The following is a 22,541-nucleotide window of genomic DNA, read 5'->3' on the forward strand; positions in this document are numbered from 1 at the left end:
TGATTTAGTAAAGCTGACAAGGAAGCACATGGAAAATAATATCATAACAACATTAATAGAATTAACACACCGAGGAAATGATGATGTAAAAATAGCGGCCATATCTGCATTGGGGGATTATCGAGCCACAGTTGAGCAGCAGACGGCTGTCACTCGGCTACTTGAATTATGCAAAGACCCAAATAAAGATGTTGCGGTATCTGCAATAAAAGCATTAAGTAAACTTTCTGACCACTTTTAATCTATGGGTAATACTATTTTTTCGAGTCATGCTATTGTATATAGCACTCACCTTCTAGCTTATTGTCATAAACTTTAACAGGCTTTCTTATTCCCTGAAAAATCACCATTGAACCTGATAACGACGAAGATAAACCCCTATGACTTATTAGGTAATTTGGTGATTAAACTCTCTCATAAAATAGCACACAGCAACCGAGTTTTTTTAATATTATTTATAATTTTATTTTGCTAATATCAACGTTCCTGCACTTTAATAATTAGGAAATTAATAATATTAATATATTTCTCCCATCTATTTTTAATAATAGTATTTTTTAGGATAAATTATGGATCACAGAGTGTTAGAAACATTTCTTCGTTTAACTAAACGAAAAAATGATGACGTCAAAATAGCCGCCATTTCAGCTTTAGGTAACTGTAAACTACCTATTGAGCAAAATAATACAATTAACCGATTACTTGAACTCTGTCATGACCCAAATAGAGATGTTGCAATAAGTGCAATCAATGCTGTGAGCAAATTATTAAACCAACACTTTGAATAGAATAATACTCTGAAATTTGTTATCTAAATATTTCTAATTTTTATAATAAAAAAGTGAAACTCATTATCGAGCCCCACTTTTTATGTTTTAGTTATTTTATTTCAAATGTAATGCATGGAACGCAATGTGTTCACCAATAAAACTACTAATAAAATAGTAACTGTGGTCATAACCATCGCGTAAATTTAATGTATATGCATGCTGTTTTTTATCGCAAATATCAGCAAACAATTCAGGCTTTAACTGTTCTTTATAAAAAGGGTCCGCCGTACCCACATCGACTAATATTGGGGGAATAGAGTCCGCGTTTTCAAGCAAATTTACCGTATCGTATTGAGACCAACGCTCCCGTTCATCCCCTAAATATGCCGTAAATGCTTTTTGCCCCCATGGAACTTGAGATGGAGCCACAATAGGTGCAAACGCAGATAAACTACAATAACGGCCCGTATTACGTAAGCCAATCATCAGTGCCCCATGCCCACCCATGGAATGACCAAAAATGGAGCGCTTATCTGAAGCGGGTAAATGAGCTTCGACCAAAGTGGGTAATTCCGACACAATATAATCATACATTTGGTAATGGCTATTCCATGGAGCTTGCAGAGCATTAATGTAAAAACCCGCTCCTTGACCCAAGTCATAAGCCTCATCATCCGCCACTTTAGCCCCTCTAGGGCTTGTGTCAGGGGCTACCAAAATAACACCATGCTGAGCAGCAAACTGCTGCGCACCCGCCTTAGTAATAAAATTTTGCTCATCGCAGGTTAACCCTGACAACCAATAAATCACTGGGCAAGGCTGAATTTTTGCCTGAGGCGGTAAATAGGCAGCAAATTTCATTTCACAGCCAAGCACCGTAGATTGATGTTGATAAACATCTTGCCACCCCCCAAAAGAGGCATGGCGTTCAATTCTCTCCATGACCCCCTCCCTTAGTCGTAGTGAATAACTGTACGAATTGATTTACCTTCATGCATTAAATCAAATGCTTCATTAATGCTATCTAATGGTAAGGTATGTGTCACAAACGGCGCGAGTTCGATATCCCCTTTCATTGCATCTTCAACCATTTTTGGTAGTTGACTACGCCCTTTCACACCACCAAATGCAGTGCCTCGCCATGAACGACCTGTAACCAATTGGAATGGGCGAGTCGATATTTCCTGCCCTGCACCAGCAACACCAATAATAATTGATTGCCCCCAACCACGGTGGGCACTTTCCAATGCTGCTCGCATCACATTGACATTACCAATACATTCAAAAGTATGGTCAACCCCCCACTCCGTCATTTCAATTAATACCTGCTGGATGGGTTTATCATAATCTTTAGGGTTTAAACATTCCGTTGCACCAAACTGACGTGCTAATTCAAATTTTGCGGGGTTAGTATCAATCGCAATAATGCGCCCAGCTTTTGCTTGTCTTGCCCCTTGAATGACAGCAAGGCCAATACCACCTAGACCAAATACAGCAACAGAATCACCTTCTTGTACTTTCGCCGTATTGTGAACTGCGCCAATACCTGTTGTTACACCGCAACCTAGTAAGCAAACCTCTTCATGATTGGCTTGCGGATTAATTTTCGCTAAAGAGACTTCTGCAACCACAGTATATTCACTGAAGGTTGAGCACCCCATATAATGGTAAATAGGTTGCCCGTTATAGGAAAAACGCGTTGTACCGTCAGGCATTACGCCTTTACCTTGTGTTGCCCGTACAGACACACACAAATTGGTTTTACCTGATTCACAGAAAACACACTTCCCACACTCCGCAGTATAAAGAGGAATAACATGGTCACCTACCTCAACACTTGTTACCCCTTCACCAACTTCCACAACAACCCCAGCACCTTCATGCCCTAAGACAACGGGGAAAAGCCCTTCTGGGTCATCGCCTGACAAGGTGAAAGCATCCGTATGACAAACACCCGTGTGGCTAATCTTAATTAACACTTCCCCAGCTTGAGGAGGCATTACATCAATCTCTACAATTTTTAGTGGTTCGCCTGGACCAAATGCGACTGCTGCACGTGATTTCATCATTATTCCTTATTTATTTATCGCAAGTATGTTCGAATCAGTGAAATAGCATCATCCACTGAATCTTTTTGCAATTGTGTTGTTGCTGACTCTTGAAGCCCTTCGCGTAAGTGGCTTTCTAATACCCCAGCCATCAAACCATTAACTGCACCGCGAATTGCCGCTATTTGCTGTAAAATCGCGGCGCATTCAGCTTCATCTTCCAAAGCCGACTCTAGAGCTAATAACTGCCCCTTTATTTTCCTGACTCTCGTCAGTACCGCTTTTTTTTCTTTTGGTGAATGTGGCATATTCAAGCCCTTTCTTATACATAGGGGGAGTATAGTATCTAAGAGATTATCTGTACAGGGCTTATCTATTTGTAAAAATAAAAACTTAAAATTCCCCTTAGTGAGAAAATAAATTATCTATTTGGTTTATAAAGTATAATTAACTTATATGCAGAGAAAGAAAGGTATAAAAGCGTCAAATACCAGGCTGAAAAGTAATTTTCCTCGCCCACTTAAGCGTAAAAAATTTTCGATGAAAAATGCAAAGTAAATATCCCAAAGATGGGTTATCTACTTTGCAAATTAATAACCAAGGTTTAGATTAGTTGTTCAAGGTTTTTAATCGGTTGATTTCTTCGCGAAGAGCATCTATTTCTCGCTCTAATTTCTCAGTATTGTCAAGGTGATACTGATTATTCAACCTCGTAGGGCCTGTCGCACCCGAATAATGGTCATAACAATTATTTTGTACCTTAGTAATCGCACGTTCTAACCCAGCAACTCTATTTCGATTCCCATGCATTTTGGCATATCTTAATTGCTTTTCTAATTGGTAAATTTTATTTTCACAACCATAGTATTTATATCCTGCCGAAGAAGATAATGGGATAAATAATATTGATAAAAATATTAACAATACTTTTTTCATTCAAGACTCCTACATACAAAAATATTTTAATCACTAAAATATAATCATTTTTGTACATTATTTAATATAGGCAACCTCCTAATTTAGCTTAATCCAATAGAATATAACAAATAAAATGCGTAAAACACCGTAATGATGATAATGATTATTTATCATAAATACTAAATGAAGCTAAAAACATTCTTTCTGATGCTTTATTACAGACAGACATACTTTTCTTTGTTACTTTATGTTCAACGGACTATTCTACAAGGATGTAGCTAAAAATTTGTTCCTTAATCTTATCAGTTTTCTCTGGTTAAGCATTATTCTCCCAACCAAATCGATTAGTTTAATTCAACTATTATCGTTATATAGTCGTTTCCTGCCTTGATTAAACTGACTTCTTAAACTTCTCATCAATTAAGCACTATTGGCTAATAGCCAGCGAATTTAATAAAAATAGGATATAACGAATACTTTTTCTTGGTTAAGAATAGGTCGAAACCATCACTGCTTTTCATTTTTATTTTGCGGCTATTTACGGAGTAACGCTATAGTATAGATTCTAAAGAAAATCACCCCCACAGAGAGTATTAATGCACCCTTCTGAATTCGAATTAACATTTGCAAATGCTGACGAAAAACGTTTTCATAGCGCATTAAAACAGGCGAGCCAAGCGTACCTGCACGCAAAACAAGACCATGTATATGCAGGGAAAGCTGACCTAATAGCTATAGTGACCTTGTTTGCTATTGCTCTATTGAGTTACCTGCCAACACTGTTTACCTCGTCCACTTTGGTTTACGTATCCTCTTACTTTGTATTCGTTCTACTTATTATGTTATTAAATGTAATAGGCCAACATGACGCTTGCCACAATACCCTGTTTAAAACACGCTGGAAAAATCGCGTATTTGGGCGCTTCGTAACCTTACCTCTGGGACTAGAGCCTGAATTTTGGCGTACACGGCACGTTCATTATCACCATCATTACGCCAATATTGAACACTATGATCTAGATACTGAAGAAAATGGGGTTTTTCGCCAAACGCCATTCCAGAAATGGCGTCCCTTTATGAAATATCAACATATTTATTGGCCTTTTGTTGCCTCACTCTCATTGACATGGATTGCATTAGTATTTGATTGGTCAGATAGAACTGGGAAAACACGCTTAAAAACTCAAAAAGTTTTAGAGGGTAAGTTAGGATGGAGCCTCTTTCTTGCTAGCAAATTAGGCCATTTAATCTTAATGATAGGGTTGCCGTTATTCTTTGCTCATAGCCATGGGATCAGTTATACCACAATATTTATTACTTATTTATTAAGCCAAATGGTCGCCTCTATTTTTGTCATTTACTTGCTCCTCGGTACTCATTGGGCAGAAACACAATTTTTTACCGCTCCTGATGACAAGCAAATAAAACATGGTTGGTACCATCATAATTTTGTGACGGCTTGTGATTGGGTCCCTTCACCTCATTATTTGTGGCGCTTAACCGGTGGGTTAAATTACCACCTCACTCACCACCTTTTCCCTAATTGGCACCACCGTCATTACCCTGCTCTCGCCAAGATTTTGGCAACGCTAGCACAACAACATAACATGCCGTATCGTTGCATTAATTACAAACAGCTTGTTGCTGCGCAGTTACGTTTCTTACGACAAATGGGGGAGCCTCCCTTATCATAATTCCCTAAACAATGTTGTCTTATTCCCCCCTTACTTTCGCAATGCCAAGCATATCCTAAATAAATTAATTTAGGATATGTCACCATCAAAATAATTACTTAAGAGTAACACGTTAGACTTTTGCTATTTTATTACTAAAAAAACATTGTTAATAACAATCAATTAAAACAATTGATTTAATTATTGATATAAAAATAAGCAACCCATTATCCTTCATTACAACCAACACCTTTTATTTATCATTTATTTAGCATTAATTTATTAAGAAATTATTAAGTCGGACATTACGTTTATTGATGATTTATTTAAGTTATAAAAAATATAATCGAAGAAAAATTATATTTAAAACTACACACTACAATTTTAGAATGGTTAAAACTCGCATGAAAAAAGCAGAGTATTTTATAAAACAATTACGCACATTTGTTGTCAGTGATAAAACGTATCTGGCTAATAAATTTACTAAAAATCTTAATTATCGTCCTGATTTTAAAGCCCCGAAAAGCTTTAATGAGAAGGTGAATTTTAGGATGCTACGTGACAAAAACCCACTTTACACTCAGTTTGCAAATAAACTAGCCGTACGTGATTATGTTTCCCGTACAATAGGTAATGAATATTTAGTCCCTATTTTAGCGACTTATAAAAATGCCAATGAAATCATTATTGATGACCTACCGGAATGTTTTGTTTTAAAATGTAGTCATGATAGCGGCAGTAGCGTTATATGTAATAATAAAGCTGAATTTAATTGGCCGAAAGCAAAGGATAAATTGGCATTTCATTTAACCAAAAACCTTTATTACATTACTCGTGAACGTCATTATAAAAATATTCCAGCACGCATTATCTGCGAGGAATATATTGATTTATTTGCCAATAAAAACAAAAAACTCGTGCCTGAAACATGCCGTGTTCACTGTTTCTCTGGTAAACCTGTCTATGCTGAAATTGATTATACTGATGAGCTTGGTAATGAATTTATTAACATCTATGATGTTAATTGGCAGTTGCAGCCCGTTACCTTTGGCTACCCGAATATGTTAGACCCTGTTCCTGAACCACCATTGTTTAAAGAAATGTTACGTCTAGCCGAAATCCTGGTCACTCCTTTTGACTACTGTCGAGCCGACTTTTTAATGTCAGATGAAAATACACTTTATTTTAGTGAGTTGACCTTTGCACCAAATGCAGGCAGAACAGAAATATCGCCTCTTTCATGGGACTTTAAACTGGGGGAATTGTGGGAGCAGCGGATCACACCAGCAAAAAATGATGTTCCTGTAGGGGCTAAACTCGCCACCCCTGCCGCTAACAAGAAAAAATAATACTAAATAAAACAAAAGGCTCTGTACTAAATAACAGAGCCTTTTTGTTGTTGGCAAACTGAGTAAATTTAATTCGCCAAAACACTCGCTTTACGGCGTAAGCTAGCAATTAACATATAAATTGCCGTTACCAACAATACAAGGAAGAAGAAATCCACTAGCCCATTCTGCTGGTTTAAAAAAGTCCCAGCTGCTATCGGCCCCATTGCTGAGCCAATACTATAACTAAATAGCATAACCTGAGTTGCTGCAACAATATAGGACGAATCAAGGTTGTCACAAGCTAAGGTAATTGCAACAGGATATAGCGCAAATGTTGACATCCCTAATAATGCTAGAGCCACAATCATGACTAAATAATCGCTAGAGATATAAATCACCCCCATCGCGAAAACACCTAACAAAGAAACCATCGCCAATAATAATGTTTTACTCATCATAACAGATAACTTGCTGACGACTGGCTGAATTAACATCCCACCTAAAATAATTGAAGCCATCAAAACACCCACTTGGTCAGTGGTAAATTGATCTTTTTTCAATGATAGTGGCATTAACCCATAGATAGTGCCCATCGTCATACCCGAAACCATGCAACCAATAATTGCGGGTTTACTTAAACGAGATATTTTCTTTAATGATAATTTTTGGTGTGAGCCACTTTCAGGCTGGCCTCCACGCACAAATAATGGCGGCATAACAGCTAATAATAATAACCCTAAAACCACCATAAAAGGGTATGCACCATGCGTACCAATAACGCCAATCGCCAATTGACCTAGTGTTGTCCCGCCATATAATGAAGTCATATAAAAACTTAGGCGTTTTGCTCGTTCTTTAGGGTTATCACCAATCAATAACCAAGATTCAACAACGACAAAAATACCGGCGACAGCAACCCCTGCGATTAAGCGGTTCGGCAGCCAAGCTTCAATGGTAGGAACCCAAGGTAGTACAATCACCGTTGCCGCTAACATTAACAGAAAACCAATAAATGCTAAGCGATGGCCTATTTTTGCAATAACAGGTTCAATCAGCATTGAACCAATTAATAAGCCAATATAATAAGCGCTGGCTAACCACCCGGCATATTGTGTGTCAATGCCAAAACTCCCCATCGACAGAGGAATTAAGCTCATTAAATAACCCGATGCAATAGCAAAAATCGTTAACCCTGCAACAGGAACGAATGCATTGTCGCGTTTGCGCATGATAGTAGTGGACTGATTCACGCCCCACTCTCCAACTAACAAAGTAAATAATATGCGCTGCAACTACATCGTAGAATACGACAACGTTGTGTTCTTAAAAAAGGAACACAATTCGGCGATTAGTGCAGTAGTAAAATAACAAAGGTAAGACTAATTTGAGCGCAATATAGATCGTTCAATCGCTAAGTTAAAATGAGAAAATCTAATGGTGACTAGCAAAATAATTTATGTGAGAAAAATCACGTTTTTTACCAGGGATAACTTAGATAAAACACTGGTACAAAAAATAAATTATCACATTAAAAACAACAAGTTAAACAAAGCAAAGCTTAAATAGTTTCTGTTACTTTTTGATACAACTTAAGTAATATTCCAAGTAGCGAAAAGTGCTATCCCACAAAATAATTCATTTATTAATTTATTCATTACAATATTGACTATATAAAGCCAATCACCCCCAACTATTTTATATTCAATAACCCCATCACTTTTTCTTTTTATATAAGCGTAGGCATTAGATGATTCGTTTCCAAAATAGCCAACACTTAACTTATAGCTCATAAAATAATTACGGAGTGTTTAATCAATGCCAATGATAACTGACCGACTTAAGTTGAAAGACGACGCCAAAGTGTTGTTCTACTAATCCCTAAATACTGAGCTACGGCTTTGCGGTCCCCATTAAACCGGGCCATCACTTGCTCTAATGACTCATCAAGTTTATTTTCCGTTACTATTTCAGTGCCATCATCGATATGCCTTTCTGGTGACAAACTCATTAACATCGTTTTTGTAATTGCTTTTTCTGGATAAGCGCTGCAATACAATGCCACACGCTCCATTAAATTTCTCAATTCACGTACGTTACCAGGCCACGCATAATTGACAAAAAAATCACGGCTATCCAACAATTGCTGGACCCGAAATGAAGGTAATGGCAGCATCAAACCTGCAAATGCTAGCTTTAATAACCTTTCAGCTAGCACCAAAATATCGTCTCCGCGCTCATTGAGAGCAGGCACTCGCATTCTTAGCACCCCAAGTCGGTAAAAAAGATCAGCTCGAAAACGCCCTTCTTTTACCCAGCTATCTAAATCACAATGTGTCGCACAAATAACTCTCACATCCACCTGTAGAGGTTTATACCCCCCCACACGTACCACAGAACGCTCTTCCAGAACCCTAAGTAACCGAGTTTGTAATGCAATTGGCATCTCACCTATTTCATCTAAAAACAGCGTTCCACCATTCGCGATCTCAAATAACCCAGCACGACCACCGCGTCGAGACCCTGTAAATGCCCCTTCTTCATAACCGAAGAGTTCAGCCTCTAGCAATGTTTCCGGAATTGCGCCACAGTTTACAGCCACAAATGGCATATGTTTTTTACTGCGCTTATGTTGATTAAATAAGCTAAACTCATGATGGATTGCTTGTGCAACCATTTCCTTCCCTGTTCCACTGTCCCCTTGAATAAGTACAGTCGCATCTGAACGGGCATACAGCATAATCGTTTGCCGCACATGTTCCATGGGGGATGAAGAGCCAATCAAGTCATTGATAGTATAGCGAACTTTTGTAGGGTTAACGGGCAAATACTTATCTTGGGAACGACTATTTTGCTGTGATAATCTGCTCAGTTCAATCGCATCAGAAAATGCTTGTCGTATCGTTTGCGTCGAGTAAACAAAAATCCCTGTCATGCCCATTTCATCGGCAAGGTCCATAATCAAACCCGCACCAACCACGACTGATATTCCCATCGCTTTTAGAGCTTTAAGCTGCGATCTCGCATCTTCCGCTGTCACATAACTTCGTTGCTCAATATGCAAACCGAAGCGGGATTGAAACTCATCCAATGAAGGAATGATATTTTTATAATTGATAATTCCTACTTTATCGCTTATTTCTCTGGCCTTTGCTAATGATTGCATCACATCAAAGCCGCTGATTTTGACAATAATAACCGGAACTGAAACATGACTTTTCAAATAAGCCCCATTCGAACCTGCGCTAATAATGGCATCACAATGCCCTTCTTTTAAACGCTCACGTACGGCTTCTGCCGCCTGCTCAAAGCCAAGGTTTAATGGGGTAATGTCAGCTTGTTCGCTAAACTCAGGGCTAATATCCCGAAAAAGCGTGAATAATCTCGATACTGAGACGGTCCAAATAATCGGTTTATCCATAAAGACGATACCTTTCTCATGTTTCATTTTATGTTTCATTTAACAATATAATGTTTCAATGAAACAAAATAGCCTATTATTTAAAATCTGCTCTTAATGTCACAATTTAAATAAATTCTTAATCAATTGATTTCTAATAATTTTATAAAAAATATTTTTTATTTTTCAAACTGGCATACCAATTGCTATATGACTACCACTACAATAAATTTATTACATATCATTAACAATTAATGAGGCTACTATGTCATCGATTTCTGCTGGACAAAAATTTCGTGATGCAGTCACGCAAGAATCTCCATTGCAATTAGTGGGAACAATTAATGCCAACCACGCCTTACTCGCTAAACAAGCAGGTTATAAAGCTATCTATTTATCTGGTGGAGGGGTCGCTGCTGGGTCATTAGGCATGCCTGATTTAGGTATTTCAACATTAGATGATGTACTGATTGATATTCGTCGCATCACAGATGTGTGTGATTTACCGCTACTGGTTGATGCAGATATTGGCTTTGGCCCTTCCGCTTTTAATGTGGCTCGTACAGTAAAATCGTTCTGTAAAGCAGGAGCCGCAGGCTTGCACATTGAAGATCAAGTTGGTGCAAAGCGCTGTGGTCATCGCCCTAATAAAGAAATTGTCTCGACACAAGAAATGGTTGACCGTATTAAAGCGGCAGTTGATGCACGTACAGATGATAGCTTTGTGATTATGGCACGAACAGACGCCTTAGCTGTTGAAGGAATAGATGCCGCGCTTGAGCGAGCACACGCCTATATAGAAGCCGGTGCTGATATGCTATTTCCAGAAGCCATTACTGAACTATCCATGTACCAGCGCTTTACGAGTAATACATCCGCCCCAGTGTTGGCTAATTTAACTGAATTTGGCCAAACCCCGCTGTTTACCCTTGATGAGCTGCGCAGTGTCGGCATCGCAATTGCGCTTTACCCGCTTTCTGCATTTCGCGCGATGAATAAAGCAGCAGAACAGGTTTATTCCACACTACGTAAAGAAGGCACCCAAAAAAGTGTTATTCCTCTTATGCAAACACGGGAAGAACTTTATCAAAGCATTCATTACTACGATTATGAACAAAAACTTGATGCTTTGTTTGCTCAGAAAAAACCTTAATTCGTTAGGCCATCATATTTAACACAAGTTGCACCTCCTCTATCCCCTACAAGGAATAAATGATGAATGAACAACTTAATCGCCCTGAAGCATCTCAATTTAAACCTAAAAAATCTGTTGCGCTTTCCGGTATCGCGGCTGGAAATACCGCTCTTTGTACTGTAGGCCGTAATGGCAATGACCTACATTACCGTGGGTTTGATATTCATGACTTAGCAACTCAGTGTGAATTTGAAGAGGTCGCTTATTTGCTGATCCACGATAGGCTTCCTACCGCAACCGAACTAGTCGCTTATAAAGAAAAACTAAAATCTTTTCGTGGGTTACCTGCCGATGTAAAAAAAACGCTAGAGTCCATTCCAGCTAATGCACACCCAATGGATGTCATGCGTACAGGGGTTTCAATGATGGGCTGTGTCCTTCCAGAAAAAGAATCCCATTCCTTTTCTGCTGCTAGAGATATCGCTGACCGCTTACTGGCATCGTTAGGCTCAATGTTACTGTATTGGTATCATTTTAGTCATCATGGACGCCGCATAGAGACCCAAACCGATGATGACTCTATTGGCGCACATTTTTTACATTTATTACACGGTAAAACCCCCCCTGCACAGTGGGAAAAATACATGCATATTGCCTCTATTTTATACGCAGAGCATGAATTCAATGCATCCACTTTTGCAGCCAGAGTTATTGCAGGTACAGGGACAGACTTTTATTCCGCAATGACCGGTGCTATTGCTGCACTTCGAGGTCCTAAACACGGTGGAGCAAATGAAGTTTCATTAGAAATTCAGCAACGTTATGCATCGATGGATGAAGCTGAACAAGACATTATGTCTCGTGTAAAAAATAACGAGGTGATTATTGGTTTCGGTCATCCCGTTTATACCCTCGCCGACCCACGCCATCCCATTATTAAATCGGTAGCTTTACAGTTATCTGAACAAAACTTAAATCGTCATTTATACACGGTTGCTGACCGCATTGAATCCGTGATGAAACGCGAAAAAAATATGTTTCCTAATTTAGATTGGTTTTCCGCAGTGGTGTATCACTTGATGGGCATCCCAACCGCCATGTTTACCCCATTGTTTGTCATGGCACGTACTGCGGGCTGGTCTGCTCATATTCTTGAACAACGACAAGACAATAAAATTATTCGCCCTTCAGCCAACTACATTGGCCCTGAAAATCAACTATTTACTCCGATAGAACAGCGCTAATAAAGGTAAAATAATGACAACTCAAACCGTTAATTCGCAGAAAATTGAATTTGATAAAGTGATCAGCGACATTGTTGATTATGTAGTGAATTACCCCATTGTCTCTGATTTAGCTTACGATACGGCCTATCATTGCCTGTTAGATACATTAGGTTGTGGCATGGAGTCGCTCGAATACCCCGCTTGCAAAAAATTGCTGGGCCCTATCGTCCCCGGAACAATCGTACCTAATGGCACAAAAATTCCTGGTACACAGTTTCAATTAGATCCTGTTCAAGGCGCATTTAATCTCGGTACAATGTGTCGCTGGTTAGATTTTAACGATACTTGGCTTGCCGCTGAATGGGGGCACCCTTCTGATAACCTAGGGGGGATTTTAGCAACAGCAGATTGGTTATCGAGAGAGAACATCAGCAAAGGAAAACCGCCATTAGTAATTAGAGATGTTTTAACCGCAATGATTAAAGCCCATGAAATTCAAGGTTGTATTGCGCTAGAAAACGCCTTTAACAAAGTGGGTCTCGACCATGTTATTTTAGTTAAAGTAGCATCAACCGCCGTTGTTGCTCACATGTTAGGGTTAGAAAGAGAACAGATCCTAAATGCAGTTTCTCAAGCGTGGATTGATGGTCATAGCTTACGGACTTATCGACATGCGCCCAATACGGGCTCGCGTAAGTCATGGGCAGCCGGTGATGCCACATCACGAGCAGTTAGGCTTGCGTTAATGGCTCAAAAAGGTGAAATGGGCTACCCAACCGCTTTGACTGCTAAAACATGGGGCTTCTATGATGTTTTGTTTGATGGGAAACCACTGACTTTTCAACGTCCTTATGGTTCATATGTTATGGAAAATGTTTTATTTAAAATTTCCTTCCCAGCAGAATTTCACTCACAAACAGCAGTTGAAGCGGCTTTACAGCTCTACCAAACGCTATTGAAATTAGGCAAAACGGCGCAAGACATTGAGTCTATCGCTATCCGTACACATGAAGCATGCATCCGTATTATCGATAAAAAAGGCCCATTGCATAACCCTGCTGATCGCGATCATTGTATTCAATATATGGTGGCAGTCCCATTAATTTTTGGTCGCCTCACCGCTGCTGACTACGAAGACAATATTGCAAATGATAGTCGTATTGATGAACTACGGGCAAAAATGCACTGTTATGAGGACCCTAATTTCACGCAGGATTATCACGACCCAGAAAAACGTTCGATCAGTAATGGGGTAACCATCACCTTAAAAGATGGCCAAGTGCTAGAAGAGGTCGTAATCGAATACCCTGTCGGCCACAAACGTCGTCGTAAAGAGGGAATGCCATTATTATTACAGAAATTTAGAATAAACTTGGCAAGACAATTCCCTGAAGCCCAGCAACTACGTATTCTTAAAGCATCCCTTGATAAACCACTATTGGAAAAAATGCCGGTGAATGAATATATGGATTTATTTGTTATTTAATATTGTTTTTGTAACTGTTTCCGTCCTCTAATGTGAACAGCACCTCAAAAGTTGGACGCCATTAGTCTGGCTTTTGGGGTGTTTTTTTATCTATTAAATACCGTAAAATTAGGCTATTACGTATAAGTATCAAAATAAAAATTGGTAACAGGTTTGGCTGGTATAAATTTTGTTAGGTTGAACAAGTGAATCATATTGCTCCCCCCATTCTGGATGATTTACCGCATCTGGAGGAAACTGTGTAGCAAGTACCACACCTGAATAGGTTGTATAGGTCTGGCTTTTTCCTGATACTGCAACTAAATGATTGCCACTATAAAGCTGAAGTGCTGGCATAGTGGTCGCAATATTTAATTTCACATCCCCATTAGGTGACCCAAGTGTTGCGACAGTTTGCACTCCATCCGTAAGGGTTTTATTTAACACTAATGCGTGGTCATACCCTCCGACGTGCTGTTGTTCTTCATCTTGTAAAAAATGAAACCCAATACGCTTACCCTGACGAAAGTCAAAGCTGGTTTCTGTTACATCACGCCACTCCCCCGTAGGGATACCATCATGAGTGATTGGCAAATAGGCATCGGCATGCACTTGTAAATCATGTTCGAGTGCTGTTCTTAGCGAGTCTTCCCCTGCTAAATTAAAATAAGCATGGTTAGTGAGGTTAACAGGGCCATAATCTGTTGATTGATATTTATAGTCGATAATGACTTGATTTGTTTCGGTTAATTCATAACTCACTTCAATATAGAGACGACCAGGAAAGCCTTGATCTCCCTCAGGAGAGGTCAACACAAAAACCGCTTTCTGTGGACTAGGTTGAAGAATTCCCCATATACGATAACTAAAATTATCTTTTCCACCATGCAAGCAGTGATTACCTTGATTATTCGATACTCGATAATGTTGCCCATTAATAGTGAACTGTGATGCACAAATCCGGTTAGCGACTCGCCCAACTGTGGCACCGAGGTATACACCTTGCTCCATATGCTTTGCCATATTGGGGGCTCCCAAGATGACATCCCTTTTCCCTGTCGCTAAAGGCACTATACAGCTAACCCAACTGGCACCGAGGCTCGTTAAGATAATTTTCATCCCATTTTTATTGGTTAGAGCGATAACTTTTGGCGTTCGGAGCCTCTGACATTGTTCTTGAGTAAACTGCATTTTTCCCTCAATTATTCAGTATTAACCCGTATAGTTCGCTAGGCGGGTGTCATCATTAATGCATATTGTTTGGAAACAACTTGCTGATTTTCCATTTGTAACTCATAAAGTGCAATAACTTATTGTTAAGTTTCTAATTCATATTAGCAACAAAAAAGCCGAGCTATTAAAAGCTCGGCCTTATATAAAAATAGATTAATTCATGGTGGTTTAGTGCTTATGGTTTTTATCATATGGGTCAAGATGGGTCATAACATCTAATATTTGCGGGTTTTCCATCAATTTTTTCCGCACATTCACTGCAATATCATGGCCTGCGGTAATACTCATATTGCCATCAAGTTCTAGGTGAACATCCACTAATAAAAAATCACCTGATTTACGGGTTTTTAAATCATGATATCCAGATAACTCATTAATACCCTCTAAAACAGTGCGAATTTCTTGTAATGTTTCTTCATCAGCGCCTTTATCCATTAGGTCTTGCATCGATTGATTGGTGAATTTAAACCCCATACGAAAAACGAATGTCCCAACAATCAAAGCAGCTATTGGGTCAAGGATCCGCAACCCACATAAGCTACCAACAATACCAACTGCAACAACTAATGAAGAGGCAGCGTCAGAACGCGCATGCCATGCATTGGCAACTAACATATTAGAATTCACTTTTTTCGCCACATACAACATATAACGAAATAAGCCCTCTTTCGCGACTAAAGCCACTAAAGCTGCAACTAATGCAATCATATGAACTTCAGGGATCAGTGCTGGGTTCAACATTTTTCCAATCGCTGACCACACCATTCCCACACCGACCACTAACAAAATAATCCCTAAAATTAATGAAGCTCCATTTTCATAACGAAAATGGCCATAAGGGTGGTCTTCATCCGGCTTTTTGTGGCTTTTTTTATTCGCAATAAGTACAACAAAATCTGCAACCAAGTCAGATAATGTATGAATACCATCAGCAATTAACCCCGAAGAGTGTGAAAAAATACCAATGATTATCTGCCAAATCGACAACAGCGTATTCACCACCACACTGATTAGTGTGCTTTTCTTTGCCGCTTTGAATTTTGCTTGTTGCGTTTCAAACTCACTCATTTTATTAGATGAAGTATTTTTTATATTCATAAAATATATTCTTTAATGAAAAACAAAATAATTATCATTCAGATAAACCTTTTAAATCAATAAGTTAAAAATGATTTCTCTGTATGTTCTCACATTCTTCGTTTAAAGTCCCATTATTAATTGTAAATAAAGCTTTTAACTAATAATAATTACCCTTTCTTTTTATTAAGTTAATAATATTAAACTTGCAAAAACACGATAAATGCGCATTTAATAGCATTTGTTACTTTCTATTTAACTTATAGTATATTGTAGGTAAGCCACTATAATTAATTTTAAATGACACTAAATGAGGTAGCTATGTATCAAAAAATCCTAGTTCCTATTGATTTGTTAGAAGATGAATTGAATCAAGAGATCCTCAAACACGTAGAAGCGTTAGCGCAGCTAGGCTCACCTGAAATTCACTTTCTGTCTGTAATCCCTAGTGTCGAGTTGTTTTTTGGTATTGAAATCGCAGCACTACCTGAAAGCCATAAAGATTCCGCTGAACGTTCAATTCTGGCGATGCGCGCACTTGAAGAAGTCATAAAAGACATCAAAGTTTCCGATAAGCAAATTAACTGTAAAGTCAGTATCGGCTCAGCTAAAGATGAAATATTAGATTATGCGCAAGAAATTAACGCAGATTTAATTGTGGTCGGTTCACATCGCCCAAGCACTTCAACCTATCTATTGGGCTCTACTGCATCCGCTATTGTGCGCCATGCTAAAACTTCGGTATTTGTTATTCGTTAAATATTTTCTGATAAAAAATGCCGCAATATGCGGCATTCTTTTAATTATTTTTTGATGGAATCCATTAGCTTACCATCGGTTGACCAAACTCGGTATTTAACTTGCATATCTGATGGCGTATAAACCACGATTGGCAGCTTACTGTTATAACGCATAAAAGCGTCATCGCCTAATTGTGTGGAAACAAAACGGTCTTTCGCAGGTTCAGGGCAGCCCATCATAGTAGAGGCAGGGCCTTTGACTTCATCTAGTTTATAGTAATCATATCCCCAGCCTTCCAATGTTTTTTTATCCAGATCTCCCATAAACCATTGGCGGTTACAATCAGCTTTGATGGTTTTCCCAATGACTAATTCAACCATAAAGTCATTTTCATTTTGTTGATTGGCAAGTTGAATGACATGACGTGTCATACCTGATTCTGCTTTTGGATATGGCGCGATCTTTTCCAACTCTTCCGTTGCTACTGCACAAGATGAAATCAGTGCCGCTGCCATTACAGATAAAATCGCTTTCTTCATTATTTATTCCTATTTCAGAAGATAAAACCAATTAAAAAAACCATACTTGGCTATATGTTAAGTTATTTACACCATAATTATCACTATGGATGATTCTTAATTACAAAAAAATAAATCACCCCCAGTATTAACGTAATCATACTTAATTTTAGTAGAGTGATCATAAAAATGATAAAAATTATGTAAATTACCCCCTATTTTAATGCACAACAGCTAGGCACTGATTATACTGAACTTGAGGCTTAATACATTCTGAGGAGGTAGTATGTTATCAGCAGATCAAGATTTAGTTTCAAAATTAGTATCTACACATCCCCGTTTTCAAACTCTTTATGAAAAGCATCATCAACTCGACAAAGAAATCAGTAAGCTCGAGGGCCCTTCAGGCGCAGGTTATAATGAACACGTAGCCAAACTGAAAAAAGAAAAATTACATCTTAAAGATGAAATGCAAAAAATAATGTTGTCGAATAGGTGATCAGCCACTTCACCACAACGATACTAGCTCAGCTTTCTCTGCCGCTTTTATAAAAAAGTGGGACTTTAGCTAAGCAGTTAATATGACTTTATTTGGCTGATATTTTAAGCCGCCATTAAGTTATTAATACTTTCTTATTTAAGAGGGTAGCTTATTACCCTCTTTTTCAGCCCTCAGTAAAATCCACCGCTTTCTTGAACACCATCAATAAATTACTCAATAATTTATCGTTAACTATTCATTACACCAATAAAGTTGTATATTAAATGTATGTTTACTGTAATAGAGGACTTGTTATGGCTGGCAAACGTATTAATCGGGAAATTAAAACAATTGAAAAGATGATAAAAATCTATGAAAAAGCACACCCAGCAACCAATGATGCCCCCGATTATTATCAAAAACTCTATTTTTATGCCGTAAATCGACTAGAGAAATGCCGTTATGGTGAAATAAAGCCCGCCTGTAAACAATGCCCTATCCATTGTTACCAACCAAAAATGCGTGAACAAATGAAGCTAATCATGCGTTGGGCTGGCCCAAAAATGCTTATTCATCACCCAATACTCGCGATACGCCACCTTCTCGATGACCGTAAACCCGTCCCTGATTTGCCACCTAAGGTTAATAAGAGAGCAAACTCTAAAGAAAGTTCATAATAAGCGAATACAGTAGATTCCACTTCATTGCATTAAAAAAGCAATATAACCCCCATCGGCTGTTATCACTAATCTTCTTATAATGATTAAAGAGCCTTACCATTATCAGTTTGTATCTATAATCCCCCCTTTAGCAATATCCTACTGTAATTTTTGAAATTTCTTCAGTGGGCTATTTGTTGCTAAAAATCTCCTTAATAGGCCATGCCCTATGCAAAAATTTATAAAATGTATTTTTTTTCAGTAATGATGGATACCTAAAAAATAGTAACCCTTAAAAACTATTTATTAAAATCTATATTTATATAACCTATCAAACCTATCAGCTTTGCCTATTGATTAAAAAACAAGATTAATGTCTCAATTTCATCCCTTTTACCCCACTTTTAATAAAGAAAATCAATCATAATGATTAATGCTTTTAATAACTCAATGTAATAACATTAGTATTGATAAAATAAACTTATCAATACTACTTTTGACGAGTTTTATAGTCATTATTAACATACCTATAATTAACACTAATTCCTATAAAATGACAAACAAGCATTAAATTGAAAAAAACTCACGTTACGCGTAACAAAACAACAAAATATTAACATCCAGATGACTTTAATAAATTAGAATAATATTTCAGATAAATAACAAAAATATAGAATATTATAAAATCCCCTCCCACAAAACAACGGAAATACCTTTCAAATGAAAGGAAAAGCTCGAAAAAACCATGTTTTGAAACATTTTTTAATATTTAAATTTACAGTGTGACATAAAAACAATCGATAAATATAATTTCAGCCTTACTAGTAGTAGCGACTTTAGATATCAATAGAAGAAATAGCGTGATGTTTAATTTCGCTAATTACATTTGGAATATTTAAATGAGATTAATAAGGTGTCAATTATGCAAATTGAAAGTAACTTAAACCAACAGGTTATCAAACGAATAAGTGTAGATAGTAGTATGTCTCATAATATTATGGATTTTGCGACAAAAGGTATTTTTATTGTAGAGAAAGGTTCACTATTATTAGAAACTCCAGCTAACTTACAAACCTTAAACGAAGGGGATATCTTATATCATAAGCAAGGTTCATATTCCTTGCAAATGACTGATCCTTCAGTAGATTGCCAATTACTTTGGATAGCTTTAGATGATAAGTTTTTACGTGATTTTATTGCAACACATGGCTCTCAATTAAGCGAAATAGAGCGAAATGAGACATTCTCAAGTGACATCATTAAATTTACCTCATATTCATTAATTGATGATATTAAAAATAGCCTGAACTCATTTATCGATCATGAATATCCTGAAGTAATTGTTTCCCTTCGTGTAAGTGAATTACTCTTATTATTAAGCTACAGTGAGCAAGGCGCTTTATTATTATCTAATTTTAGGCAACTCAGTAGCCGACAAGCGGAACGTTTGCAATTATTTATGGAAGCCAATTACCTTAAAGAATGGAAATTAAGCGAGTTTGCACGAACGTTTGGTATGGGGTTAACGACCTTTAAAGAATTATTTCATACTGTATATGCTACATCACCACGCTCATGGATCAGCGAAAAACGAATTATGTATGCACACCAATTATTAGTTAACACTGCAATGAGTATTGTGGAAGTGTCAATGGAAGCTGGCTTTTCTAGTCAATCCTACTTTACACAAACTTATCGCAAGCGGTTTGGATATACGCCTAGCAGATCAAGAATAGCGGCTTAATATCGCAGCATATCGCGCATAGACACATGCCCTGTCAGTTATAGAAATTTCAGCTTTAACTATAAACTGGCAGAAAGGCACCCTCCGTCGTCCCCCCCCTTTCTAATTAACATCCACTGACTAAATTCCCCCCCTAGATTACTGATACCATAAAAAAAGTAGCCTGCCTTTTAATGACAAACTACTTCTCAAGATAATCTTAGGTAGCCGCTAAATTATTTAGCTTTAATAATTTTCAAATCAATAATAGACATTGAATTAGGTGGCACTTCGCCCGGTATCCCTTCAACGCCATAACCGCCTTCTGGTTTGATGTACACTTTAACCATTCCGCCTTCTCCAGCCCGTTCAACAAATGAATTCAACGGTGTCGGTAACTGGTCATAAGGTAATGTGACTGGGTTTTGCTCAGTATACATTACAGTAACCTTACCATCCGTTAGTTGCTCCCTCATAATAAAAGTAACATCTTTACTCTTAACATTTTTTATCGGTGAGCCGGCCTGAATAATTTTATAATAGGTATTACTATCAAGTTTACTGTATTTTTGAGCGGTAATTTGCTCAATTATTTTCTGGTTTTTCTTCGCGTTTTCTGCAGCTATTACTTTTAAATCTTTACTAGGAAGGGCTCTTCCAGCTAAACCTGCTGTTGAACTTGTTCTTCCCTTCGCTTTTAACGCATCGTTTTCAACTTGTAACTGAGTAATGCGACGATTTAAATCCATTATTTGTGATTTTAATGCATTATCACCGGTTACAGAATTGAGCGAATCTAATTCTCTTTGCAGTTTTTTCAATTTTGTTTGGGCTGCAGCCGATTCTTTTTGTGAATCCACTTTCAAAGTACTGATAAGCTTATTTGCATCAGTGAGTTGCTGCTCAAGCTTTTTACTTTCATTTTGTTGAGTCGCCAATTCTCCCTGAATTGATTTTTTCTCTGCATCTAACTTCGTTAAAGCAACTTCCTTTTGTTTCAACAAGGTAATTTGTTTATTTAGATCAGCAGTTAACTCTTTAATCTGTTTATCATTTGCTTGACCGATCAAAGCGGTTTGTTTTTCCACGTTCGCTTGCAGTTTTTGCAGCTCTGCGTTGGCTTGTTTTAACTGCGCCTGTGCCGTGGCGTAATCCTGCTCATTTTTCTGCAAACGCGCTTGCAGCGCAAGTTGCTGCTTCTCGCTGTCAGTAAACTGTTTCGATAATGCATTTTGCGCCGCTTGGTGCTCTGCCAGCTGTTTTTTCGCTGCCGCCAGTTCGCTTTCTAACGCCGCTTTCTGGGCTAATTTCGCGGTTTGATCCGCTAATGACGCTTGGATTTTATCCGCTTGCTGCGCTTTGTCTTGTAACTGCTTCGCCAACTGCTGGTTCTGCTGCTCTAAAGCTTTCGCTGCTGCTTGTTGCTTGGCTAACGCTTCGCGCGTGGTTTGGCTTTCTGCTTGCGCTTTTTCCAGCCCAGCTTCTTTTTGTTTCAATAACGCAATTTGTTTATTCAAATCCGCTGTCAGCGCTTTCACTTGCTCATCGCTGGCTTGGCTCATCAAGGCAGTTTGTTTTTCCACGTTCGCTTGCAGTTTTTGCAGCTCTGCGTTGGCTTGTTTTAACTGCGCCTGTGCCGTGGCGTAATCCTGTTCATTTTTCTGCAAACGCGCTTGCAGCGCAAGCTGCTGCTTCTCGCTGTCAGTAAACTGTTTCGATAATGCATTTTGCGCCGCTTGGTGCTCTGCCAGCTGTTTCTTCGCTGCCGCCAGTTCGCTTTCTAACGCCGCTTTCTGGGCTAATTTCGCGGTTTGATCCGCTAATGATGCTTGGATTTTATCCGCTTGCTGCGCTTTGTCTTGTAACTGCTTCGCCAACTGCTGGTTCTGCTGCTCTAAAGCTTTCGCTGCTGCTTGTTGCTTGGCTAACGCTTCGCGCGTGGTTTGGCTTTCTGCTTGCGCTTTTTCCAACCCAGCTTCTTTTTGTTTCAATAACGCAATTTGTTTATTCAAATCCGCCGTCAGCGCTTTCACTTGCTCATCGCTGGCTTGGCTCATCAAGGCAGTTTGTTTTTCCACGTTCGCTTGCAGTTTTTGCAGCTCTGCGTTGGCTTGTTTTAACTGCGCCTGTGCCGTGGCGTAATCCT

At 38.4% G+C, this 22,541-nt stretch carries 20 protein-coding genes and 1 pseudogene; 11 read left to right on the forward strand and 10 right to left on the reverse strand.

Annotated features, from left to right (window positions below; genetic code table 11):
• Positions 1 to 28: 28 nt before the first annotated feature.
• Complete coding sequence (locus ACHB7C_RS12235) at positions 29 to 241, forward strand: HEAT repeat domain-containing protein (protein ID WP_131680645.1); 213 nt, start codon at positions 29 to 31, stop codon at positions 239 to 241.
• A gap of 328 nt (positions 242 to 569) precedes the next feature.
• Entirely contained in the window at positions 570 to 788 is a 219-nt protein-coding gene (locus ACHB7C_RS12240; RefSeq protein WP_042845009.1) for a HEAT repeat domain-containing protein, read from the forward strand.
• A gap of 96 nt (positions 789 to 884) precedes the next feature.
• Here the strand turns inward: ACHB7C_RS12240 and fghA are convergent, their stop codons facing one another.
• The 4 genes from fghA to ACHB7C_RS12260 form a co-directional block, all read right to left on the reverse strand.
• A complete protein-coding gene (gene fghA / locus ACHB7C_RS12245; RefSeq protein WP_042845010.1) occupies positions 885 to 1,712 on the reverse strand; it encodes an S-formylglutathione hydrolase in 828 nt (275 codons plus the stop codon).
• Between the two features lie 11 nt (positions 1,713 to 1,723).
• Positions 1,724 to 2,836: an S-(hydroxymethyl)glutathione dehydrogenase/class III alcohol dehydrogenase gene (locus ACHB7C_RS12250; RefSeq protein WP_042845011.1), complete on the reverse strand. Its 1,113-nt coding sequence runs from the start codon at positions 2,834 to 2,836 to the stop codon at positions 1,724 to 1,726.
• Positions 2,837 to 2,853: 17 nt separating this feature from the next.
• A complete protein-coding gene (gene frmR / locus ACHB7C_RS12255; protein WP_166685940.1) occupies positions 2,854 to 3,126 on the reverse strand; it encodes a formaldehyde-responsive transcriptional repressor FrmR in 273 nt (90 codons plus the stop codon).
• A 301-nt stretch (positions 3,127 to 3,427) separates the two neighbouring features.
• Positions 3,428 to 3,754: a DUF1090 family protein gene (locus tag ACHB7C_RS12260; protein ID WP_166685941.1), complete on the reverse strand. Its 327-nt coding sequence runs from the start codon at positions 3,752 to 3,754 to the stop codon at positions 3,428 to 3,430.
• 578 nt (positions 3,755 to 4,332) lie between these two features.
• On the opposite strand from ACHB7C_RS12260, the gene ACHB7C_RS12265 reads away from it, so the two are divergent.
• Both ACHB7C_RS12265 and ACHB7C_RS12270 read left to right on the forward strand, forming a co-directional pair.
• Positions 4,333 to 5,430, forward strand: coding sequence for an acyl-CoA desaturase (locus ACHB7C_RS12265; protein ID WP_272678825.1), 1,098 nt, complete (start codon positions 4,333 to 4,335; stop codon positions 5,428 to 5,430).
• 383 nt (positions 5,431 to 5,813) lie between these two features.
• Complete coding sequence (locus tag ACHB7C_RS12270) at positions 5,814 to 6,758, forward strand: ATP-grasp fold amidoligase family protein (RefSeq protein ID WP_129466203.1); 945 nt, start codon at positions 5,814 to 5,816, stop codon at positions 6,756 to 6,758.
• 68 nt (positions 6,759 to 6,826) lie between these two features.
• Here the strand turns inward: ACHB7C_RS12270 and ACHB7C_RS12275 are convergent, their stop codons facing one another.
• Together ACHB7C_RS12275 and prpR are read right to left on the reverse strand one after the other, a co-directional pair.
• The gene (locus tag ACHB7C_RS12275; RefSeq protein WP_042845016.1) at positions 6,827 to 7,969 is read right to left on the reverse strand and encodes an MFS transporter; all 1,143 of its coding nucleotides are present in this window, start codon (positions 7,967 to 7,969) and stop codon (positions 6,827 to 6,829) included.
• A gap of 608 nt (positions 7,970 to 8,577) precedes the next feature.
• Positions 8,578 to 10,158 carry a propionate catabolism operon regulatory protein PrpR gene (prpR, locus tag ACHB7C_RS12280; protein ID WP_395347472.1) on the reverse strand — a complete coding sequence of 527 codons (1,581 nt, stop codon included), beginning with the start codon at positions 10,156 to 10,158 and terminating at the stop codon, positions 8,578 to 8,580.
• Positions 10,159 to 10,402: 244 nt separating this feature from the next.
• Between prpR and prpB the strand changes: the two genes are divergently transcribed.
• From prpB to ACHB7C_RS12295, 3 genes are all read left to right on the forward strand, one after another.
• Complete coding sequence (gene prpB / locus ACHB7C_RS12285) at positions 10,403 to 11,290, forward strand: methylisocitrate lyase (RefSeq protein WP_042845017.1); 888 nt, start codon at positions 10,403 to 10,405, stop codon at positions 11,288 to 11,290.
• Between the two features lie 62 nt (positions 11,291 to 11,352).
• Entirely contained in the window at positions 11,353 to 12,516 is a 1,164-nt protein-coding gene (gene prpC, locus ACHB7C_RS12290) for a 2-methylcitrate synthase (protein ID WP_349483793.1), read from the forward strand.
• A gap of 13 nt (positions 12,517 to 12,529) precedes the next feature.
• Positions 12,530 to 13,984, forward strand: a complete 1,455-nt coding sequence (locus ACHB7C_RS12295) for a bifunctional 2-methylcitrate dehydratase/aconitate hydratase (protein ID WP_071548271.1) — start codon at positions 12,530 to 12,532, stop codon at positions 13,982 to 13,984.
• A gap of 129 nt (positions 13,985 to 14,113) precedes the next feature.
• Here the strand turns inward: ACHB7C_RS12295 and ACHB7C_RS12300 are convergent, their stop codons facing one another.
• Complete coding sequence (locus ACHB7C_RS12300) at positions 14,114 to 15,154, reverse strand: galactose-1-epimerase (protein WP_166685946.1); 1,041 nt, start codon at positions 15,152 to 15,154, stop codon at positions 14,114 to 14,116.
• Positions 15,155 to 15,364: 210 nt separating this feature from the next.
• Complete coding sequence (locus ACHB7C_RS12305) at positions 15,365 to 16,294, reverse strand: cation diffusion facilitator family transporter (protein WP_187550098.1); 930 nt, start codon at positions 16,292 to 16,294, stop codon at positions 15,365 to 15,367.
• Positions 16,295 to 16,594: 300 nt separating this feature from the next.
• Here ACHB7C_RS12305 and ACHB7C_RS12310 point away from each other — a divergent pair, with 300 nt between their 5' ends.
• On the forward strand, positions 16,595 to 17,032 hold the full coding sequence (locus tag ACHB7C_RS12310; RefSeq protein WP_042845023.1) for a universal stress protein: 438 nt from the start codon (positions 16,595 to 16,597) through the stop codon (positions 17,030 to 17,032).
• Between the two features lie 44 nt (positions 17,033 to 17,076).
• Here the strand turns inward: ACHB7C_RS12310 and eco are convergent, their stop codons facing one another.
• The gene (gene eco, locus ACHB7C_RS12315) at positions 17,077 to 17,553 is read right to left on the reverse strand and encodes a serine protease inhibitor ecotin (protein ID WP_042845024.1); all 477 of its coding nucleotides are present in this window, start codon (positions 17,551 to 17,553) and stop codon (positions 17,077 to 17,079) included.
• 265 nt (positions 17,554 to 17,818) lie between these two features.
• Here eco and ACHB7C_RS12320 point away from each other — a divergent pair, with 265 nt between their 5' ends.
• The 3 genes from ACHB7C_RS12320 to ACHB7C_RS12330 all read left to right on the forward strand — a co-directional run bounded on the left by ACHB7C_RS12320 (position 17,819) and on the right by ACHB7C_RS12330 (position 20,416).
• Entirely contained in the window at positions 17,819 to 18,031 is a 213-nt protein-coding gene (locus tag ACHB7C_RS12320; protein WP_042845025.1) for a DUF465 domain-containing protein, read from the forward strand.
• A 296-nt stretch (positions 18,032 to 18,327) separates the two neighbouring features.
• On the forward strand, positions 18,328 to 18,690 hold the full coding sequence (locus ACHB7C_RS12325; RefSeq protein ID WP_042845026.1) for a nitrous oxide-stimulated promoter family protein: 363 nt from the start codon (positions 18,328 to 18,330) through the stop codon (positions 18,688 to 18,690).
• Between the two features lie 904 nt (positions 18,691 to 19,594).
• Positions 19,595 to 20,416: an AraC family transcriptional regulator gene (locus ACHB7C_RS12330; RefSeq protein WP_042845028.1), complete on the forward strand. Its 822-nt coding sequence runs from the start codon at positions 19,595 to 19,597 to the stop codon at positions 20,414 to 20,416.
• 215 nt (positions 20,417 to 20,631) lie between these two features.
• Here the strand turns inward: ACHB7C_RS12330 and ACHB7C_RS12335 are convergent.
• Positions 20,632 to 22,541 (reverse strand): annotated as a pseudogene (locus tag ACHB7C_RS12335) (hypothetical protein); the annotation flags it as partial.

This window comes from Providencia sp. 2024EL-00732, from assembly GCF_044006275.1.
GTDB classification, from domain to species: domain Bacteria; phylum Pseudomonadota; class Gammaproteobacteria; order Enterobacterales; family Enterobacteriaceae; genus Providencia; species Providencia huashanensis.

Coding starts and splice junctions, on each gene's coding strand:
- prpB (WP_042845017.1), top strand. CDS start 10,403: ATGTCATCGATTTCTGCTGGACAAAAATTTCGTGATGCAGTCACGCAA.
- eco (WP_042845024.1), bottom strand. CDS start 17,553: ATGAAGAAAGCGATTTTATCTGTAATGGCAGCGGCACTGATTTCATCT.
- ACHB7C_RS12320 (WP_042845025.1), top strand. CDS start 17,819: ATGTTATCAGCAGATCAAGATTTAGTTTCAAAATTAGTATCTACACAT.
- ACHB7C_RS12300 (WP_166685946.1), bottom strand. CDS start 15,154: ATGCAGTTTACTCAAGAACAATGTCAGAGGCTCCGAACGCCAAAAGTT.
- ACHB7C_RS12235 (WP_131680645.1), top strand. CDS start 29: ATGGAAAATAATATCATAACAACATTAATAGAATTAACACACCGAGGA.
- ACHB7C_RS12325 (WP_042845026.1), top strand. CDS start 18,328: ATGGCTGGCAAACGTATTAATCGGGAAATTAAAACAATTGAAAAGATG.
- ACHB7C_RS12295 (WP_071548271.1), top strand. CDS start 12,530: ATGACAACTCAAACCGTTAATTCGCAGAAAATTGAATTTGATAAAGTG.
- prpR (WP_395347472.1), bottom strand. CDS start 10,158: ATGGATAAACCGATTATTTGGACCGTCTCAGTATCGAGATTATTCACG.
- ACHB7C_RS12310 (WP_042845023.1), top strand. CDS start 16,595: ATGTATCAAAAAATCCTAGTTCCTATTGATTTGTTAGAAGATGAATTG.
- frmR (WP_166685940.1), bottom strand. CDS start 3,126: ATGCCACATTCACCAAAAGAAAAAAAAGCGGTACTGACGAGAGTCAGG.
- ACHB7C_RS12275 (WP_042845016.1), bottom strand. CDS start 7,969: ATGCGCAAACGCGACAATGCATTCGTTCCTGTTGCAGGGTTAACGATT.
- ACHB7C_RS12305 (WP_187550098.1), bottom strand. CDS start 16,294: ATGAATATAAAAAATACTTCATCTAATAAAATGAGTGAGTTTGAAACG.
- ACHB7C_RS12240 (WP_042845009.1), top strand. CDS start 570: ATGGATCACAGAGTGTTAGAAACATTTCTTCGTTTAACTAAACGAAAA.
- ACHB7C_RS12250 (WP_042845011.1), bottom strand. CDS start 2,836: ATGAAATCACGTGCAGCAGTCGCATTTGGTCCAGGCGAACCACTAAAA.
- ACHB7C_RS12330 (WP_042845028.1), top strand. CDS start 19,595: ATGCAAATTGAAAGTAACTTAAACCAACAGGTTATCAAACGAATAAGT.
- fghA (WP_042845010.1), bottom strand. CDS start 1,712: ATGGAGAGAATTGAACGCCATGCCTCTTTTGGGGGGTGGCAAGATGTT.
- ACHB7C_RS12270 (WP_129466203.1), top strand. CDS start 5,814: ATGAAAAAAGCAGAGTATTTTATAAAACAATTACGCACATTTGTTGTC.
- ACHB7C_RS12265 (WP_272678825.1), top strand. CDS start 4,333: ATGCACCCTTCTGAATTCGAATTAACATTTGCAAATGCTGACGAAAAA.
- prpC (WP_349483793.1), top strand. CDS start 11,353: ATGAATGAACAACTTAATCGCCCTGAAGCATCTCAATTTAAACCTAAA.
- ACHB7C_RS12260 (WP_166685941.1), bottom strand. CDS start 3,754: ATGAAAAAAGTATTGTTAATATTTTTATCAATATTATTTATCCCATTA.